Annotated in this window: 14 protein-coding genes and 1 pseudogene; 5 read left to right on the plus strand and 10 right to left on the minus strand. The window is 75.2% G+C overall.

What is annotated here, in order from left to right; genetic code table 11:
• Positions 1–190 precede the first annotated feature (190 nt).
• The 7 genes from murD to rsmH form a co-directional block, all read right to left on the minus strand.
• Positions 191–1,660 (minus strand): UDP-N-acetylmuramoyl-L-alanine--D-glutamate ligase, encoded by a 1,470-nt coding sequence (gene murD, locus MW084_RS07210; protein ID WP_039830116.1) that lies wholly within the window; start codon positions 1,658–1,660, stop codon positions 191–193.
• On the minus strand, positions 1,642–2,712 hold the full coding sequence (mraY, locus tag MW084_RS07215; protein WP_010475880.1) for a phospho-N-acetylmuramoyl-pentapeptide-transferase: 1,071 nt from the start codon (positions 2,710–2,712) through the stop codon (positions 1,642–1,644). The genes murD and mraY overlap by 19 nt, the downstream gene beginning before the upstream one ends.
• Positions 2,709–4,139, minus strand: a complete 1,431-nt coding sequence (locus MW084_RS07220) for a UDP-N-acetylmuramoyl-tripeptide--D-alanyl-D-alanine ligase (protein ID WP_010475878.1) — start codon at positions 4,137–4,139, stop codon at positions 2,709–2,711. Before MW084_RS07220 ends, mraY begins: the two co-directional genes overlap by 4 nt.
• 4 nt (positions 4,140–4,143) lie before the next feature.
• Positions 4,144–5,829 (minus strand): UDP-N-acetylmuramoyl-L-alanyl-D-glutamate--2,6-diaminopimelate ligase, encoded by a 1,686-nt coding sequence (locus MW084_RS07225; RefSeq protein ID WP_029553916.1) that lies wholly within the window; start codon positions 5,827–5,829, stop codon positions 4,144–4,146.
• Positions 5,826–7,737: peptidoglycan D,D-transpeptidase FtsI family protein (locus MW084_RS07230; protein ID WP_275563522.1), on the minus strand; the 1,912-nt coding region annotated here is incomplete at its 5' end. The genes MW084_RS07225 and MW084_RS07230, both read right to left, overlap by 4 nt.
• A 134-nt stretch (positions 7,738–7,871) precedes the next feature.
• Positions 7,872–8,327, minus strand: a complete 456-nt coding sequence (gene ftsL / locus MW084_RS07235; protein ID WP_010471208.1) for a cell division protein FtsL — start codon at positions 8,325–8,327, stop codon at positions 7,872–7,874.
• Positions 8,324–9,352, minus strand: coding sequence for a 16S rRNA (cytosine(1402)-N(4))-methyltransferase RsmH (gene rsmH, locus MW084_RS07240; RefSeq protein ID WP_169331697.1), 1,029 nt, complete (start codon positions 9,350–9,352; stop codon positions 8,324–8,326). Before rsmH ends, ftsL begins: the two co-directional genes overlap by 4 nt.
• A 369-nt stretch (positions 9,353–9,721) precedes the next feature.
• Between rsmH and MW084_RS07245 the strand changes: the two genes are divergently transcribed.
• The 4 genes and pseudogenes from MW084_RS07245 to MW084_RS07260 all read left to right on the plus strand — a co-directional run bounded on the left by MW084_RS07245 (position 9,722) and on the right by MW084_RS07260 (position 15,222).
• Positions 9,722–10,255 carry a beta-class carbonic anhydrase gene (locus MW084_RS07245; RefSeq protein WP_010471210.1) on the plus strand — a complete coding sequence of 178 codons (534 nt, stop codon included), beginning with the start codon at positions 9,722–9,724 and terminating at the stop codon, positions 10,253–10,255.
• 259 nt (positions 10,256–10,514) lie between these two features.
• A complete protein-coding gene (locus MW084_RS07250; RefSeq protein WP_010471211.1) occupies positions 10,515–11,537 on the plus strand; it encodes an AAA family ATPase in 1,023 nt (340 codons plus the stop codon).
• A 14-nt stretch (positions 11,538–11,551) separates the two neighbouring features.
• Positions 11,552–12,868 (plus strand): annotated as a pseudogene (locus MW084_RS07255) (DUF58 domain-containing protein); the annotation flags it as partial.
• The gene (locus MW084_RS07260) at positions 12,865–15,222 is read left to right on the plus strand and encodes a transglutaminase TgpA family protein (protein ID WP_039829416.1); all 2,358 of its coding nucleotides are present in this window, start codon (positions 12,865–12,867) and stop codon (positions 15,220–15,222) included. The pseudogene MW084_RS07255 and the gene MW084_RS07260, both read left to right, overlap by 4 nt.
• Before the next feature lie 163 nt (positions 15,223–15,385).
• Here MW084_RS07260 and MW084_RS07265 read toward each other — a convergent pair whose 3' ends face one another.
• From MW084_RS07265 to MW084_RS07275, 3 genes are all read right to left on the minus strand, one after another.
• A complete protein-coding gene (locus MW084_RS07265; RefSeq protein WP_010471215.1) occupies positions 15,386–15,778 on the minus strand; it encodes a DUF3040 domain-containing protein in 393 nt (130 codons plus the stop codon).
• 248 nt (positions 15,779–16,026) lie between these two features.
• Positions 16,027–16,803, minus strand: a complete 777-nt coding sequence (locus MW084_RS07270; protein ID WP_010471216.1) for a class I SAM-dependent methyltransferase — start codon at positions 16,801–16,803, stop codon at positions 16,027–16,029.
• Positions 16,804–16,826: 23 nt separating this feature from the next.
• Complete coding sequence (locus MW084_RS07275) at positions 16,827–17,282, minus strand: SAV_6107 family HEPN domain-containing protein (RefSeq protein WP_010471217.1); 456 nt, start codon at positions 17,280–17,282, stop codon at positions 16,827–16,829.
• A gap of 329 nt (positions 17,283–17,611) precedes the next feature.
• On the opposite strand from MW084_RS07275, the gene MW084_RS07280 reads away from it, so the two are divergent.
• Positions 17,612–18,220 carry a TetR/AcrR family transcriptional regulator gene (locus MW084_RS07280; RefSeq protein ID WP_010471218.1) on the plus strand — a complete coding sequence of 203 codons (609 nt, stop codon included), beginning with the start codon at positions 17,612–17,614 and terminating at the stop codon, positions 18,218–18,220.
• Positions 18,221–18,337 lie beyond the last annotated feature (117 nt).

The following is an 18,337-nucleotide window of genomic DNA, read 5'->3' on the forward strand; positions in this document are numbered from 1 at the left end:
AACACACAGTCTTAACACGGAAGGAGTCTTGCGCGGTGCGGCGCCCCGGCCCGCGGCGGTGAGCCGCGCGGCGAGCGCGTCGGCGGCCGCCCGTACCCGCGCGGGTACGGGAGCCGGGGCTGCGGTGTCGTCGGGCGGCATGGTCGCTGTCCCCTCCAGTCGTCCCGGCGGCGCCGGACCCGGTGACTGGTCAGGCGTCCCCGGCGGCGAGCGCGCGGACGGCGTCCGCGAACGCGTCGCCCCGCTTGTTGTAGTCGGTGAACATGTCCATCGAGGCGCAGGCCGGTGCGAGGAGCACCGTGTCCCCCGGCCGGGCGAGCCGCGCCGCCTCCCGGACCGCCGCCGCCATCGCCCCAGTGTCGGTCCGGTCGAGGTCGACCACCGGCACCTGCGGGGCGTGTCGCGCGAGGGCTTCGCGGATCAGCGCGCGGTCGGCGCCGAGGAGCACGACGCCGCGCAGCCGCTCCGCGGACTCCGCGACGAGCTCGTCGAACACGGCGCCCTTGGCGAGGCCGCCGGCGATCCAGACGACCGGGTCGTAGGCGGCGAGCGACGCCTGGGCGGCGTGGGTGTTGGTGGCCTTGGAGTCGTCGACGTACGCGACCCCGCCGACCTCCGCGACGTGCGCGATGCGGTGGGCGTCGGGGCGGAAGGCGCGCAGGCCCTCGCGGACGGCCGCCGGCTCCACGCCGAAGGCGCGGGCGAGGGCCGCCGCGGCGAGCGCATTGGCCACGTTGTGCGGGGCCGGCGGGTTCACGTCGGAGACCTGCGCCAGCTCCTGTGCCTGCTTCTGGCGGTTCGGGACGAACGCCCGGTCCACCAGGATGTCGTCGACGAGGCCGAGCTGGGACGGGCCGGGCGTGCCGAGGGTGAAGCCGATCGCGCGGCAGCCCTCCTCCACGTCGGCCGCGCGGACCAGGTCCTCGGTGGCCCTGTCCGCGGCGTTGTAGACGCAGGCGACGGTGTTGCCCTCGTAGACGCGCCCCTTGTCGGCGGCGTACGCCTCCATGGAGCCGTGCCAGTCGAGGTGGTCCGGGGCCAGGTTGAGCACGACCGCGGAGTGGGCGCGCACGCTCGGCGCCCAGTGGAGCTGGTAGCTGGACAGCTCGACGGCGAGGACGTCGTACTCCTCCTCGCCGAGGACGGCGTCGAGGAGGGAGACGCCGATGTTGCCGACGGCGGCGGTCCGCAGGCCGGCCGCCTCCAGGATGGAGGCGAGCATGCGGACCGTCGTCGTCTTGCCGTTGGTGCCGGTGACGGCGAGCCACGGGGCGGGCTTCCGGCCGTCGAGGCCGCGCAGCCGCCAGGCCAGTTCGACGTCGCCCCAGACGGGGACGCCGGCGGCCGCGGCGGCGGCGAGCAGCGGGTGGTCGGGACGCCAGCCGGGAGCGGTGACGACCAGCTCGGTGCCCTCGGGGAGGTCCGCGGCGGAGCCGTCGGACGCCGAGCCGCTCCCGAGGCGGACCGCGACGCCCTCCGCCTCCAGCTCGGCCGCCCGGGCCCGGGCGCGCTCGTCGGCGCCGTCGTTGACGACGGTGACGTCCGCGCCCAGGCCATGCAGGACGCGGGCGGCGGGGACGCCGCTCACCCCGAGACCGGTGACGGTGACGCGCCTGCCGCGCCACTCCGCTGCGTCGATGCTCACTTGTCGGCTGCCCATCCCGCGTAGAAGAGACCCAGTCCCACGATGACGCACATGCCCTGGATGATCCAGAACCGGACCACGACGAGGACCTCCGACCACCCCTTCAGCTCGAAGTGGTGCTGGAGCGGGGCCATGCGGAAGACGCGCTTGCCGGTCATCCGGAAGGATCCGACCTGGATGACCACGGAGAGGGTGATCAGGACGAAGAGGCCGCCGAGGATCGCCAGCAGCAGCTCCGTGCGGGAGCAGATGGCGAGGCCGGCGAGGGCGCCGCCGAGGGCGAGCGAACCGGTGTCGCCCATGAAGATCTTCGCGGGCGAGGTGTTCCACCACAGGAAGCCGAAGCAGGCGCCCATCAGGGCGGAGGCCACGACCGCCAGGTCGAGCGGGTCGCGCACCTCGAAGCAGGCGTTCGGGTTGGTCAGGGTCTCGGCGTTGGCGCAGGACTCCTGGAACTGCCACAGCCCGATGAAGGTGTACGCGCCGAAGACCATCACCGACGCGCCGGTGGCGAGGCCGTCCAGACCGTCCGTCAGGTTCACGCCGTTCGACATCGCCAGGATCATGAACAGCGCCCAGACGACGAACAGCACCGGGCCGATGGTCCAGCCGAAGTCGGTGATGAACGACAGCTTGGTGGAGGCCGGGGCCAGCCCCCGCTTGTCGGAGAACTGCAGCGCGAGCACGGCGAAGGCGATGCCGACGATCAGCTGGCCGGCCATCTTGGCCTTGGCCCGCAGGCCGAGCGACCGCTGCTTGACGATCTTGATGTAGTCGTCGAGGAACCCGACGAGGCCCATGCCCGCCATCAGGAACAGCACCAGGACGCCCGAGTACGTCGGGTCCTCGCCGGTGATGACCTTGGCCAGGGCGTACGCGATCAGCGTGGCCAGGATGAAGGAGATGCCGCCCATGGTGGGCGTGCCCTTCTTGCTGCCGTGCGTGCGCGGGCCGTCGTCCCGGATGAACTGCCCGTATCCCTTGCGGGCCAGGAGCTTGATCAGCAGCGGCGTGCCGATCAGGGTCAGGAAGAGCCCGATGGCCCCCGCGAAGAGGATCTGCCTCATCGGCCGGCGACCTCGCCCTCGGCGGTGTTCTCGAGCAGTGCCTGGGCGACCCGCTCGAGCCCGACCGACCTGGAAGCCTTCACCAGCACGACGTCACCCGGACGCAGTTCACTGCGCAACAGGTCGATCGCCGCCTGCGCGTCGGACACGTGCACCGACTCCTCACCCCACGAACCCTCGTTGTATGCGCCCAGTTGCAGCCAGGACGCTTCCCTGCCCCCGACCGCGACGAGCTTGCCGACATTGAGCCGGACGGCGAGCCGCCCGACCGCGTCGTGCTCGGCGAGCGCCTCGTCGCCGAGCTCGGCCATCAGGCCGAGCACCGCCCACGTGCGCCCCCCCTTGGCCCGTGCGGCCTCGCCCATGGCGGCGAGCGCGCGCAGGGCGGCCCGCATGGACTCGGGATTCGCGTTGTAGGCGTCGTTGACGATCGTCACACCGTCCGGACGCTCGGTGACCTCCATGCGCCAGCGGGAGAGGGAGCCCGCCTCGGAGAGCGCGACGGCGATCTCGTGCACGGGCATGTCCAGCTCATGGGCGACGGCGGCCGCGGCGAGCGCGTTCGACACGTGATGCTCACCGTACAGGCGCATGGTCACATCACTGCACCCGGTGGGTGTGTGAAGGCGGAACGCGGGCCGTCCGTCCTCTGTGAGACGGACATTTTCGGCGCGTACGGACGCTTCCGGGGACTCGCCGAAGAGGACCACGCGCGCCCGGGTGCGGGAGGCCATGGCCTTCACGAGCGGGTCGTCGGCGTTGAGGACGGCCACGCCGCCCTCCTCGGCGGGCGGGAGGGCCTCGACGAGTTCGCCCTTCGCCAGCGCGATCCGCTCCCGGCCGCCGAACTCGCCGATGTGGGCGGAGCCCACGTTGAGGACGAGGCCGATCCGGGGCGGGGTCAGCCCGGTGAGGTAGCGGATGTGGCCGACGCCGCGCGCGCCCATCTCCAGGACGAGGTGCCGGGTCTCCTCGGTGGCGCGCAGCGCGGTCACCGGGAGGCCGATCTCGTTGTTGAGGTTGCCGGCCGGCCAGACCGTGGGGCCCTTGCGCTGGAGGAGCTGCGCGAGGAGGTCCTTGGTGCTGGTCTTGCCCGCCGAGCCGGTCAGGGCGACGACGGTGGTGCCGAGGCGTTCGACGACGGTGCGGGCGAGCGCGCCGAGGGCGGCGGTCACGTCGGGCACGACGACGGCGGGGACGCCGACGGGCCGGGTGGCCAGGACGGCCACCGCCCCGGCCGCGACGGCGCCTTCGGCGTAGTCGTGCCCGTCGACGTTCTCACCGGCGAACGCGGCGAAGAGGCCGCCGGGTTCGACCTGGCGGGAGTCGTAGACCACGGAACCGGTGACCCGTACGTCCGGATCCGGTATGTCGTGCGCCTGCCCGCCGGTGATGTCGGCGATCTCGGCGAGGGAGAGGGCGATCACTTCTTCATCCCTGACTGTTCTGGATGGCTTCCCGCAGGACCCGGCGGTCGTCGAAGGGCCGTACCACGCCTGCGACGTCCTGGCCCTGCTCGTGGCCCTTGCCGGCGACGAGCACCGTGTCGCCCGGCCGTGCGCGGGCCACGGCGGCGGCGATCGCGGAGGCCCGGTCGGCGTCGACGAGGACGGTTCCCCGCTCGTGGGCGGGGACCTGGGCGGCACCGGCGAGCATCGCGCAGAGGATCGCGAGGGGGTCCTCGGAGCGCGGGTTGTCGGAGGTCAGCACGGCGGTGTCGGCGAGGCGCGCCGCGGCGGCGCCCATGGGGCCCCGCTTGGTGGCGTCGCGGTCGCCGCCGCAGCCGAGGACGAGGTGCAGCCTGCCCTCGGTGACCTTGCGCAGGGAGCGCAGCACGGACTCGACGGCGTCGGTCTTGTGGGCGTAGTCGACCACGGCGAGGTACGGCTGGCCGGCGTCGACGCGCTCCAGCCGGCCGGGGACGCCGGGCACCGCGGCGACGCCGCCGGCGGCCGTCCGCGGGTCGACCCCGGCGACGGCGAGGGCGACGACGGCGGCGAGGGTGTTGGCGACGTTGAACGGGCCGGGCAGCGGGGCCCTGGCGTCGATCCGCTCGCCGTCGGGGCCGACGATGGTGAACGTGCTGCCGAGGGGGCCGCTGCGGACGTCCTCGGCGCGCCAGTCGGCGTCCGGGTCGCCGTCGGCGGAGAAGGTGACGACGGGCACGGTCGCCTCGGTCACCAGCCTCCTGCCGTACGCGTCGTCGTGGTTGACGACCCCTCGGCGGGAGCGGCGCGGCGTGAACAGCTGGGCCTTGGCCTGGAAGTAGTCCTCCATGCCGGAGTGGAACTCCATGTGCTCCGGGCTGAGGTTGTTGAAGACCGCGACGTCGAAGACGCAGCCGTCGACCCGGCCGAGCACCAGGGCGTGGCTGGACACCTCCATGGCGACGGCCTCCACGTCGCGCTCCCGCATGACGGCGAGCAGGGCCTGGAGGTCGGTGGCCTCGGGGGTGGTCCGCTCGGACTTGACGCGCTCGTCGCCGATGCGCGTCTCGACGGTGCCGATCAGGCCCGGGGCGCGTCCGGCGGCCTTCAGGCCGCCCTCGACGAGGTACGCGGTGGTGGTCTTGCCGGACGTCCCGGTGATGCCGATGGTGAGGAGACCGGAGGCGGGGCGGCCGTAGATCTCGGCGGCGAGTTCGCCCATCCGGCCGCGCGGGTCGTCGGCCACCAGGACGGGCAGGCCGGTCGCGGCGGCGCGGTCGGCTCCCGCCGGGTCGGTGAGGATCGCGGCGGCGCCGAGGTCGGCGGCCTGGGCGGCGAAGTCGGCACCGTGCATCCGGGCGCCCGGCAGTGCGGCGTACACGTCCCCGGGGCGTACCGCCCGGGAGTCGTGGGTGATGCCGGTGACCTGCCCTTCGAGCGGCCGGTCGGGCCCGTGCGGGGCGGGTGCGCCCAGCCGGGCGGCCAGTTCGCGCAGGGGCGTGGGGCGGACCTCGGACGGACGGGGCGCTCCCGGCTGTCTCACGGGGGCGTCCTGGCCGGCGGTTCGGGACTGATCAGGGTGGGGCACGGCGGTGAGCGTACCGGGCGCACCCGTGATCGGGCTAAACGAGGCCGCCGGTCGGCGGTCGCCGCCGGACCGGTTCCCGGGGCCGGGCGTGATCGTCGTCACCGGGTGCCCCCCTCGGCGCCGCCGCCGGGCGTGAAGGTGACCGGCATGCGCGGGGGCTGTGCCCCGGTCGGCGGGATGTGCAGGGTCTTCAGGGCGAACTCCATGACCTTCTTGTGGACGGGGCCGCAGATCTGGCCGCCGAAGTAGCTGCCCCGGGTGGGGTTCTGGATGGCGCAGTAGACGGTGAGCCGGGGCTTGTCGGCGGGCGCGAACCCGGCGAAGGAGGCGGTGTAGCCCTTGTAGCGGCCGAGTCGCGGGTCGACGCGGTTGGCGGTGCCGGTCTTGCCGGCGACGCGGTAGCCGGGGATGGCGGCCCTGGTGCCGGTGCCCTCCCGGTCGTCGACGACCGACTCCAGCATGGCGGCGAGGGTCCGGGCCGTCCCCCCGCTCACGACGCGCGTCCTGTCGGGCGCGGGGGCCGGGGTGAAACGGCCGTCGGGGCCCCGGGTGCCGCGGACGAGGGTGGGCGCGACGCGGACGCCGCCGTTGGCGACGGTCGAGTAGACGGAGGCGGCCTGCACGGCGTTGACGGACAGGCCCTGGCCGAAGGGGATCGTGTACTGCTGGGAGGTGTTCCAGTCCCGCGGGTGCGCGAGGATGCCGGGGGTCTCGCCCGGGTAGCCGAGGCCGGTGGGGCTGCCGATGCCGAACTTGCGCAGGTAGGAGTGGAGGACCCGGTTGGCCTCCGCCTGGTTCCGGCCGAGCTGGCCGGTGGCGAGGATGGTGCCGATGTTGGACGACTTGGCGAGGACGCCGTTGAGCGTCAGGTACCAGGTGGGGTGGTCGACGTCGTCCTTGAAGAGGCGGTCGCCGCGGTGCAGCCGGTTGGGGACGACGACGTGGGTGGAGGGCGTGGCGGCGCCCTCCTCCAGTACGGCGGCGATCGACATCACCTTGGCGGTGGAGCCGGGTTCGAAGGCGTCCTGGAGGGCGGCGTTGCCCATGGCGGCGGAGTCGGCCTGCGACAGGTCGTTGGGGTCGAACCCCGGGGCGTTGGCCATGGCGAGGATCTCACCGGTCCGGACGTCCTGGACGACGACGTAGCCGCGGTCGGCGCGGGAGGCGGCGACCTGCTCGCTGATGGCCTTCTGGGCCGCCCACTGGATGTCGCGGTCGATGGTCAGCTCGACGTCGGAGCCGGGTACGGCGGGTGTCTCGCGGGCGCCGGCGGTCGGCACGCGGCGGCCGCCGGAGTGGGCGTAGGTGATCTTGCCGTCCCGACCGGCGAGCTCCCGGTCGAGCATCGACTCCAGGCCGCCGGCGCCGCGGCCGTCGGCGTTGACGTAGCCGAGTATCCCCGCGCCGAGGGAGCCGTTGGGGTAGACGCGCCTGCTGCTCTTCTCGCTGAGCACGCCGGCCAGGACGCTGGGCCTGAGGGCCTTGCCGTCCCCGGCCGCGTCCTCGCGTGCCTTTCGCGCGAGGAGCGCCTTGAGGTCCCTGATCTGGTTCCAGACCTGCGGGGTCTGCTTGCGGGCGAGGACGGCGTAGCGCGGGGACGGCGGGGACTTCAGGGTGCGGACGAGGTCGTCGGGGTCCTTGCCGAGGATCGGGGCGAGGAGGGCCGCCGCCTGCTCGGGCGCGTCGGGGACCTTGCTCTCCTGCGGGGTGAACATCTTCGGGTCGGCGGTGATGTCGTAGGCGTCGACGCTGGTGGCCAGCGCGATGCCGGAGCGGTCGGTGATCTCGCCGCGCTCGGCGGCCAGCTTGTGGCTCAGGTAGCGGTTCTTCTCGGCCTTGGCCGCGTACGCGGCGGCGTCGACGGCCTGGACCTGGAGGAGCCGCACCACGAACGCCACCATGACGAGGGTCAGGCCGAAGCTGAGCAGGCGGAGGCGGGGGCGCGGGCTGCCCAGGCGGAGCGGGCGCGCGGTCCCGGGCCGGGGAGGGGCCTGGCCCGGGCGGCGCGCGNNNGCNNNGCCCGGNCNGCCGGCGCNNNNGNTCCCGGCGCCCCACCGGGCGCCGCCGGGGGCGCGCCCGGTGGGGCGCCGGGAGCCCTGGGGCCGGGGGGCGCGGCGGTGCGGAGGTTCCTGGGAGGGCACTGCTCACCTGCCGGGAGAGGTCGGGTCGGGGGCCGGGACGGGAGCGAGCTGCGGGAACGGGTCCGTGCCGGGCTGCGCGTCGCCGCCGGGCGCGGCGGGGGCCGGGCCGGGGAGACCGCGGACCGTCCCGTCGGGTTCCAGGAAGGCCGGGGGGCCGCCGGGCACCATGCCCAGCTCGCGGGCCCGGTGCTCCAGCGCGTCGGGGGCCGAGCGGGTGTCGACCTCCCGTTGCAGGGCCTGCTCCTGGTCGGTGAGTTCGGTGGTCCTCTTCCTCAGCTCGGCCAGCTTGAAGGACCCCTGGCTGAGGGAGGTGTTGAGGAGCAGGAGCGCGATGAGCCCACCGCCGAGGAGGAGGACGACGAGCAGGACGAAGGGGGTGCGGGCGGCGGTGCTCGGCCCGGACGGCATGAACCGTGCGAGCCGGCCCGCGCGCCCCTTCGGGGGTCCCGCCTTCGTCACACGTCCTCCCTGATCCGTTCCGCGCCGCGCAGCCGGGCCGGCGCGGCCCTGCGGTTCTCGGCGACCTCCTCCTCGGTGGGGAGCTCCGCGCCCCGGGTCAGGAGCCTGAGCCGCGGCTGGTACTGCTCGGGGACCACGGGCAGGCCGGGCGGGGCCGTGGTGGCGGCGCCCGCGGCGAACACCTGCTTGACCAGGCGGTCCTCCAGCGAGTGGTACGACAGCACGGCGATCCGCCCGCCGACCGCGAGGGCCGCCACGGCGGCCGGGACCGCCCGCTCCAGTACGGCCAGCTCTCCGTTGACCTCGATGCGCAGGGCCTGGAAGGTCCGCTTGGCCGGGTTGCCGCCGGTGCGCTTGGCGGCCTGGGGCAGCGCGTCGCGGATCAGCTCGACCAGGCGGGCGCTGCGGGTGAACGGCTCCCTCTCCCGTTCCCGCACGACGGCGGCGACGATCCGCTTGGCCTGCTTCTCCTCGCCGTAGGCGCGCAGGATGCGGACCAGTTCGCCGGGCGGGTAGGTATTGAGGACCTCGGCGGCGCTGACGCCGGCCGTCTGGTCCATGCGCATGTCGAGCGGCGCGTCCTGGGCGTAGGCGAAGCCGCGGTCGGCCTCGTCGAGTTGCATGGAGGAGACGCCGAGGTCGAACAGGACGCCCTGGACGCGCGGGACGCCGAGCCGGTCGAGGACCTCGGGCAGTTCGTCGTACACGGCGTGGACGAGCGTGGCGCGCTCGCCGAACCGGGCGAGGCGCTCACCGGAGAGGCGCAGCGCCTCGGTGTCCCGGTCCAGGGCGACGAGCCGCGCCCCGGGGAACCGGGTGAGCAGGGCCTCGCTGTGGCCGCCGAGGCCGAGGGTGCAGTCGACGACGACCGCCCCGGGCCGCTCCAGCGCGGGCGCGAGCAGGTCCAGGCACCGCCGGAGCATCACGGGGACGTGCCGGGTGTTGCCGTCCGGCCGTTCGCCGCCGTCCTTGTCGGGGAGTCCCACCGGGTCCGCGCCGGCGGCACCCCCATCGCGCCCTGTCATCTGCCCTCTCAGGTCCGGCGCGGCGCACGTACCACCGGGCCACCGGCGCCGGAGGAGGCGTCGGCCGGCCGACGGGCGGAGGGGCCGAGCCGTACACGCCGCCGCGCACGCGGAGGAGAAACTGCGGAAACCGCTCGGAATTCGCTCGATGTCTCCGTGAACTCGCGCCACTCTAGTCCACCGCCACGCGCGGTCAACCAACCGGTCAGCGCGTCGCCCGGGGGCCTCGCGAGGAGGAGCAACCGGGGCAGACCGCCCCCGCGTCCCCGCCCGCCCCGGCTGTGTCGTACCTCACAATGCGCCTCATTGACGTTCTTTGTCCGCTCTCACGCGGGGCCCCGCGGAGACGCGACGGTTAACGTCGTAGCCATGTCGACTTCCGCGCACCCTCCGACCGACGTCCGGGACGGGGCGGTCACCGACCGCCTCGTCGAGGCCAACCGCCGCTACGCCGAGCAGTTCACCGATCCCGGGATGGACGCGCGGCCCGTGCTCAAGGTGGCCGTCGTGGCCTGCATGGACGCCCGTCTCGACCTGCACGCCGCCCTCGGCCTCCACCTGGGCGACTGCCACACCATCCGCAACGCGGGCGGCGTGGTCACGGACGACGTGATCCGCTCCCTCACCATCAGCCAGCGGGCGCTCGGCACCCGCAGCATCGTCCTCGTGCACCACACGGGATGCGGCCTGGAGAGGATCACCGAGGGCTTCCGCGACGAGCTGGAGCAGGAGGTCGGGCAGCGTCCGACCTGGGCGGTGGAGGCCTTCCGGGACGTCGACCAGGACGTGCGGCAGTCGATGCAGCGGGTCCGCACCTCGCCGTTCCTCCAGCACACCGACGACGTGCGGGGCTTCGTCTTCGACGTGACGACCGGCCTGCTGCGGGAGGTCGACCCGGCCTGACCGGCCCGGCGGACGCCCCTCCGGGGATCCGCCGCGACCGGCCGGGCCCGCGGGCGGCGGGACCGACCCGCCGAAGCCCCGACATATCGCCCGCAGTCGTCCGCGGCCGAGTGACACCGCGCCGTACGACAACAAGAATGCGGGGTGACACCCCTTCCGTGCCGCAGGAAACGCTCCGCGGGCGGTGTCCGTGTTTCCGGGTGGGCCGTGCCGCGCTTGATCGCACCGGCCCGTGATCGAAAGGGCCGAGGAGGGCCGGGTGACGACCTATGACGACCGAGCGAGCCTCGCTGATCTGACCACCACAGCGGAGCGGGTCCGCCGGTCGGTGGAGGGGGTGATCGAGGGCAAGCCCGAGGTCGTACGGCTCGCGCTGACCGTGCTGCTGGCCGAGGGGCACCTGCTCGTCGAGGACGTCCCCGGGGTCGGCAAGACCATGCTGGCGAAGGCGCTCGCGCGGTCGGTCGACTGCTCGGTGCGGCGGATCCAGTTCACGCCCGACCTCCTGCCGTCCGACATCACGGGCGTGTCGGTGTACGACCAGCAGCGGCGCGAGTTCGAGTTCAAGCCGGGCGCGATCTTCTCGCAGATCGTGATCGGCGACGAGATCAACCGCGCCTCGCCGAAGACCCAGTCCGCGCTGCTGGAGTCGCTGGAGGAGCGCCAGGTCACCGTCGACGGGCGGTCGTACGAACTGCCGGACCCGTTCATGGTGGTGGCCACGCAGAACCCGGTGGAGATGGAAGGAACGTATCCGCTCCCCGAGGCCCAGCGGGACCGCTTCATGGCGCGCGTGTCGATCGGCTACCCGAGCGCCGAGGCGGAGCTGCGGATGCTGGACACGCACGGCGGGGCGTCCCCGCTGGACGGCCTGCGGCCGGTGGCGCACGCCCACGAGATCGTGAAGCTGATCGACGCGGTGCGCGGCGTCCACGTGGCCGACTCGGTCCGGCGGTACGCGGTGGACCTGGTGGGGGCCACCCGGGTCCACCCGGACCTGCGGCTGGGCGCGTCCCCGCGGGCGACGCTGCACCTGCTGCGGGCCGCGAAGGCCGCCGCCGCGCTGGAGGGCCGCGAGTACGCGCTCCCCGACGACGTGCGGGCGCTGGCCGTCCCCGTGCTGGCGCACCGGCTGCTGCCGACCGCGCAGGCGCAGCTGAACCGGCTGACCGCCGAGCAGGTCGTCCTGGACATCGTGCAGGGCACGCCCGTGCCGGCGGTCGCCCAGCGGCCCGCCGGGGAGGCCTTCCTCGCCCAGCGGCCCGGCCTGCGGCGGCTGTGATGACGGCCGCGGGNCCCGCCGCCCCGGGCGGCGCCGTCCGGGGCGGGTTCCGCAGCGCCCTCGGCGGGCTGACCACGCGCGGCCGGTCGTTCCTGGCGGCCGGGGTGGCGGCGGGGGCGTGCGCGTACGTGCTGGGCCAGCCGGACCTGCTGCGGGTGGGGCTGCTGCTGGCGGCGCTGCCGCTGGTGTGCGTGGCGGTGCTGTACCGCACGCGGCACCGGGTCACGGGCAGTCGCCGGCTCTCCCCGCGGCGGGTGGCCGCCGGAGCGGAGGCACGGGTGCGGCTGCGCATGGACAACGTGTCGCGGGTGCCGACCGGGCTGCTGATGCTCCAGGACCACGTGCCGTACGTGCTGGGGCCGCGGCCGCGGTTCGTGCTCGACCGGGTGGAGCCGGGCGGCAAGCGCGAGGTGTCGTACCGGGTCCGCTCCGACCTGCGCGGGCGCTACCCGCTGGGCCCGCTCCAGCTGCGGCTGAGCGACCCGTTCGGGATGTGCGAGCTGACGCGCTCGTTCGGCGCGCACGACACGCTGACGGTCCTGCCGCGGACGGAGCCGCTGCCGGCCGTCCGGCTCACCGGCGAGGCCCCGGGCCACGGCGACGGGCGGCACGGCGCGCCGAGCGGGGTCGGCGAGGACGACGTCATCCCCCGCGAGTACCGGTACGGCGACGACCTGCGCCGGGTGCACTGGCGGTCCACGGCGCGGTACGGCGAGCTGATGGTGCGGCGCGAGGAGCAGCCCCGGCGGGCCCGCGGCACCGTGCTGCTGGACACGCGGGCGCGGGCGTACGGGAGCGACGAGCCCGACCCGTCGTTCGAGTGGGCGGTGTCGGGTGCCGCGTCGGTGGTGACGCACCTGCTGGAGCGCGGCTACGCGGTGCGGCTCCTGACGGACGCCGGGGAGGCGCTGCCCGGCGACGGCTCGGACGGGTACGTCGCGCCGGGGCACGGCGCGGCGGACGCGGCGGGCCTGATGATGGAGGCCCTCGCGGTCGTCGGCCACTCGGGGGAGGCCGGCCTGGACCGGGCCCACGACGTGCTGCGCGCCGGGAGCGAGGGGCTGCTGATCGCGTTCTTCGGCGAACTGGACGAGGCCCAGGCGGAGCTGGCGGGCCGCATGCGGCGGCGCAGCGGCGCGGCGGTCGCGTTCGTCCGGGACGGCGGGGGCGACGGGGCCGCGGCCGCGGTGCGGCACCTGCGGGAGGCCGGCTGGTCGGCGGTTCCGGTGCGGCCGGACGACCCGCTCGCCTCGCTGTGGCGGCACGCCGCGCGGGACGCGGGAGCGGTCGCCGGCAGTGGTACGACGGGATCGTCGGGAGGCTGGTCGTGAACGGCGGCGGACGCATGACGGTGTGCGCCCTGATCGCCACGGTGGCGGCGGCGTGCGCGCTGCTGCCGCTGGTCGGCGAGATCGGCTGGATCGTGCAGGCGGTGCTCCTGCTGGCGGTCGTGGTCGGGGCGGGCGCGGCCGCGCGGCACGCGTCGACGGCGCGTCCGCTGACGGTGGCCTGCCAGGTCGCGGTGGCCCTGGTGCTGCTGACGGCGGTCTTCGCGCGCGAGCAGGCGGTGGCCTGGGTGCTGCCGTCGCCGGACGTGTTCCGCCGGTTCGGCGCGCTGCTGGAGGCGGGCGCGCAGGACGTGGGGCAGTACGCGCCGCCGGCCCCGGTGACGGACGGCATACGGCTGATGCTGGTCGGCGGGGTGCTGCTGATCGGCCTGGCCGTGGACGTTCTCGCGGTGACCTTCCGCAGCGCGGCCCCGGCGGGCCTTCCGCTGCTGGCGCTGTACTCGGTGGCGGCCGGGCTCTCCGGCGGCGACGGGGCGCGCTGGCTGTGGTTCCTGGTGGCGGCGGCCGGGTACCTGGTGCTGCTGCTGGCGGAGGGCCGGGACCGGCTCACCCGGTGGGGCCGGGTGTTCGGCGGGCCCGGAGCCGGGGCCGGCGGCCCGGCGGCGCCCGGCGCGCCGAACGGCTCGTCGCCCGCCCCGCTGCGCACGGGACGGCGGATCGGCGTACTGGCGCTGGGCGTCGCGGTGGCGCTCCCGGGCGTGCTGCCGTCGCTGGACGGCGGCCTGCTGGGCGGCGGCGACGGCGAGGGGGCGGGAGGCGGCACGATATCCGCGGTGAACCCGCTGGTGTCGCTGAAGGAGAACCTGACCCAGGCGGAGGACCGGGAGGTGCTGCGGTACCGCACGAACGCGCCGGACGGCTCCGGGCTGTACCTGCGGCTGGTGTCGCTGGACCAGTTCGACGGCACCTCGTGGCGGACGTCGGTGCGCGCCGTGGAGGACGTGCCGGAGCGGCTGCCCCCGCCGATCGGGCTCGGCGAGCGCACCGGCACGACGGAGATCACCACCAACGTCTCCGCGGCCGGCTCGTACGAGCAGAAGTGGCTGCCCATGCCGTACCCGGCGACCGACGTGCGGGTCGAGGGCCGCTGGCGGTACGAGCCCGTGGGGCGGATGGTCGTCGGCGACGACGGCCAGACCACGAGCGGCGCCCAGTACTCGGTGAGCAGTCTGGTCGTGCGGCCGACACCCGAGCAGCTGGCCGCGGCGCCGGCGGCGCCCGGCGCGCTCCTGCGGGAGTACACGCGGGTGCCGAACTCGCTGCCGCGCGACGTGAAGGCGACGGCGCTCAAGGTGACGACGGGCGCGAGGAACGACTACGAGCGGGCGGTCCGGTTGCAGGACTGGTTCGCCTCGGAGGGCGGCTTCACGTACGACACGACGGTGTCGTCGGGGACGGGGGTCACGGCGATCTCCCGGTTCCTGAAGGACAAGGAGGGCTTCTGCGTCCACTTCTCCTTCACCATGGCGGCGATGGCCCGCACCCTGAACATCCCGGCCCGGGTGGCCGTCGGCTTCATGCCCGGCACCCCTTCGGCCTCGGGGACGGTGTCGGTGAGCGTCAAGGACGCGCACGCCTGGCCGGAGCTGTACTTCGAGGGTGTGGGCTGGACCCGCTTCGAGCCGACGCCGGCCCGGGGGTCGATCCCGGACTACGCGGCGCCGCGGGCACCGGCCGAGGAGCGGCCGGACGTGGAGGAGTCCTCGCCCGCTCCGTCGGCGGCCCCCTCGGCGGAGCCGTCCCCGCAGGACGACTGCGCCGCGCGGGCGGCCGGGGCGGAGGGCTGCGGGGAACCGGCGCCCCGGAACGCTCCGCCGCCGGCGGACGCCGACGCGGCGTCCGGACCGGGCCCGGCGATCGCGGCCGGGGCCGCGGCGGCCGTCGTGCTGCTGCTGGCACCGGTGCTGTGGCGGCGGCGGGTGCGGGCGCGCCGGTTGCGCGGCGGGCGTCCGCTGGCGGTGTGGGAGGAGGTCGTGGACACGGCCTGGGACCACGGCGTTTCCCCGGACGTGTCGCTGACCCCGCGCGGGACGGCGGAGCGGCTGGTGCGGGCGGGCCGGCTGGAGGACGCCGCCGCACAGGCGGTCCACCGGATCGCGGGCGCCGTGGAGGAGGCCCTCTACGCGCCGGCGCCGCGTCCCGTGGACGGTCTGGCGCGGGACGCGGCGCGGGTGCGCGCCGGTTTCACCGCGGCCTGCGGACGCCGGGCGCGCCTGCGGGCGCTGCTCGCACCCCGGTCGGCGGCACGGGTGGCGTGGGCGCTGTCACGGCACCGGGCGGCGGTGGCGGCCCGCTGCGGCGCGCTGCTGCGGCGGCCGTCCGGGCAGCGCGGCTAGCGTCGCGGTCCGGCGGGGGCGCTCCGGACGGGGCGCCCCCGCCGGGCGAAGCGCCCGCGAGGAGGCGACGGTCCGCGCCCGCCGCCGGCGGGCGCGGCGGGAAGGGCGCGGACACGACGGCAGGGGCGACCGCCGGTGCGGTCGCCCCTGCCGTCGTGGCGCGTCAGTGGCCCTGTTCGTCGCGGCGGCGCTGCCAGCGCTGCTCGATGCGGTCCATCATCGAGCGGTGCCTGCGGTCCGCCCCGCCGCGGGACGGCCCTTCGGGGGCGGGCCGCTCCCCGGGTTTGGGGGTCTTGCGCCAGCCGGTGACGGCCAGGACCGCGCAGCCGAGCATGACGAGGAAGCCCACCACGCTGACCCAGATCTGCTGGGCGACCATCCCGGCCATGAGGAGCGCGATACCCACCAGAAATCCAGCGACCGCCTGGTAGACCCGTCGCCGGGTGTACGTACGCAGCCCGCTTCCCTCGAGCGCTGTCGCGAACTTGGGATCTTCGGCGTACAGCGCTCGCTCCATCTGCTCGAGCATTCGCTGCTCGTGCTCCGAGAGCGGCACGGAGTCCTCCTCATCGTCGGTCGCGGGGGCGACCGGTATGCGGCCCTTTTCAGGATAGGCAGGGATTCGTCCCTGTGAAACCCGCCCCTGTGCCAATCGCCGATCGGGCCGCCATGCCGGTTCGGCCGGTGAGGCGTTAGATTCCCCGCGGTCCGAACCGTCATGCCGGACGGTGTCCTTCGATCATACGGGGACACCGGCGCGATCGGGGCGGCCGCGGAACACTCCGTCCGCCGCTGCGGCGCTGTTCAGACCCCCGCGCCAGGCCGGCCGCGCTTCTCGCCCAGCACGTGCAGCTGCGCGGCGACCGCGTGGAAGGCGGGCAGTTCGGCGGCGGCGGCCTCCAGCCGGTTCAGGGCCTCGACGGCGCCGGGCTCGGCGTCGGCGAGGACGCCGGGGACGAGGTCGGCGAAGACGCGCACGCCGTGCACCGCGACGACCTCCGCGCCGGCCGCCTCGACGGCCCCGGTGAGCTGCTCGACGGTGAACCTGCGCGGCACCGCCTCGCCCTCGCCCCGGCGGCCCGCCGGACCGGTCAGCGCGTGGAGGGCCTGGTGGAAGTGGCCGGCGAGGGCCTTCGCCAGGACGGCGCCGCCGAGACCGCCCGCGAGCAGGCTCAGCACGCCGCCGGGGCGCAGCGCCTCGACGGCGCGGCGCACGCCCTCGGCGGGGTCGTCGAGGTGCTCCAGGACGCCGTGGCAGAGCACCGCGTCGAAACCTCCCCGCTCGACGACGTCGAACAGGCCGTGGACGTCCCCCTGGACGCCGTGGACGCGGTCGGCGACGCCCGCCTCGGTACTGCGGCGTTCCAGCGCGAACAGGGCGTCGGGGCTGGGATCGACCACGGTCACCCGGTGGCCGAGCCGGGCGGCGGGCACCGCGAAGTTGCCACTGCCGCCGCCCGTGTCGAGGATGTCGAGACTCTCCCTGCCGGTCGCCCGGACCCTGCGGTCGAGGGCCCCCTCGAGGACGTCCCACACCACGGCGGTACGGAGGGAGGCGCGGGTGCGCTGCGGGTCGGACACGGCGGTTGACTCCTCGGTGACGGTCAGGGGCGGTCCCAGCCTATGGCCTCGGCCGCGGTGTCCGGACGCAGCGCGAGCGACCGCTCCACCAGGCGCAGGAACATCGCCGCGTCGCGGACCAGGTCGTCGGCGTCCCGCGCGGAGGCGGCGCCGCGTATGCCCGCCTCGGCACGGGCCCTGCGGGTGGCGCCGGCGGCGAACAGGGCGCTCCACTCGGCCAGCTCGGGTGCGGTCTCGGTCAGGATCTCCCAGGCGGTGCGGATCCTCCGGCGGCCGCGCTGCGGGGGCTCGGGACGGCCCCGGACGGCCAGCACGGCGGCGGCCGTGCGCAGGGCGGCCAGGTGGGCCGTCGCGTACCGCTCGTTGGGGTCGTCGAAGCCGGCCGCCTCGGCCAGGCCGGCGTGCGCCTGGGCGAGCAGGTCGAGGGCGGCGGGCGGTGCCGACGAACGGCGGGGCACCGGGTGGACGTCGCTCGCCATGGCGGACCTCCTGTCGTCGTGCGGCGGCGCTTCGGCCGTATGTCTCCCATCGTGGAGGCCGCCACTGACAACCCCGCCCGACCTGCGTCTTCCCGTCCGCCGGCCGCCCGCGGTCCCCGAGCCGGCCGACTGGGACCGCGGGTCGGGACCGCCCGGCGGCGCGGTCGCCGGGGACCGCCGGCCCCGCCGGGCGCACCGGGAGCGCCGCCCGCGGGACCGGGGCGGCGCCCGGCGGACCGCCCGGAGGCCGGCGCGGGCGTTCGGCCGTCCGCGCCCGGAAGCCGGACCCGGGTCCGGAGGAAAGCCCCCGAACTGGGAGGATCACCACCATGGACACCCGGAGCACGCGGCGGCAGGCCACCCGCACCAAGCTGTACGAGGCAGCAGTCACCCTCATCGCGGAGCAGGGCTTCTCGGCGACGACCGTCGACGAGATCGCGGAGCGGGCCGGGGTGGCCAAGGGCACGGTCTACTACAACTTCAAGAGCAAGACCGAGCTGTTCGAGGAGCTGCTGCGGCACGGCGTCGGGCTGCTCACCGCCTCGCTGCGCGCCGCCTGCGACGAGACGGCTGCGCGCGGCGGGACGCGGGTCGAGGCACTGGACGCGATGATCCGGGCGGGCCTGGTCTTCATCGACCGGAATCCGGCCGTCACCCAGCTGTACGTGGCGGAGCTGTGGCGCACCAACCGGGCGTGGCAGGCGACCCTCCGGGGGGTGCGGCAGGAGGCGGTCGCGGTCGTCGAGACGGTGCTGAGGGACGCCGTCGCGAGCGGCGAGCTGGACGAGGACGTCGACGTGCCGCTGACCGCGGCCGCCCTCGTCGGCATGGTGCTGGTGGCGGCACTCGACTGGCAGGCGTTCCAGCGGGAGCGGTCCCTCGACGACGTGCACGGCGCCCTGTCGCGGCTGCTCCGCGGGCACGCGGGCGGCCGCTGACCCCACGCCGCGGCCGAAGGCCGGGGCCGGGCGGCGGGGTCGGGACAAAAGGGGAAGCGCCGGTCCGGTTGGGCTCGTTCCCCCCCGAGTCCCACCGAACCGGCGCCTCTTCCCCGC

It is taken from the genome of Streptomyces sudanensis, from assembly GCF_023614315.1.
Taxonomy (GTDB): Bacteria; Actinomycetota; Actinomycetes; order Streptomycetales; family Streptomycetaceae; genus Streptomyces; species Streptomyces sudanensis.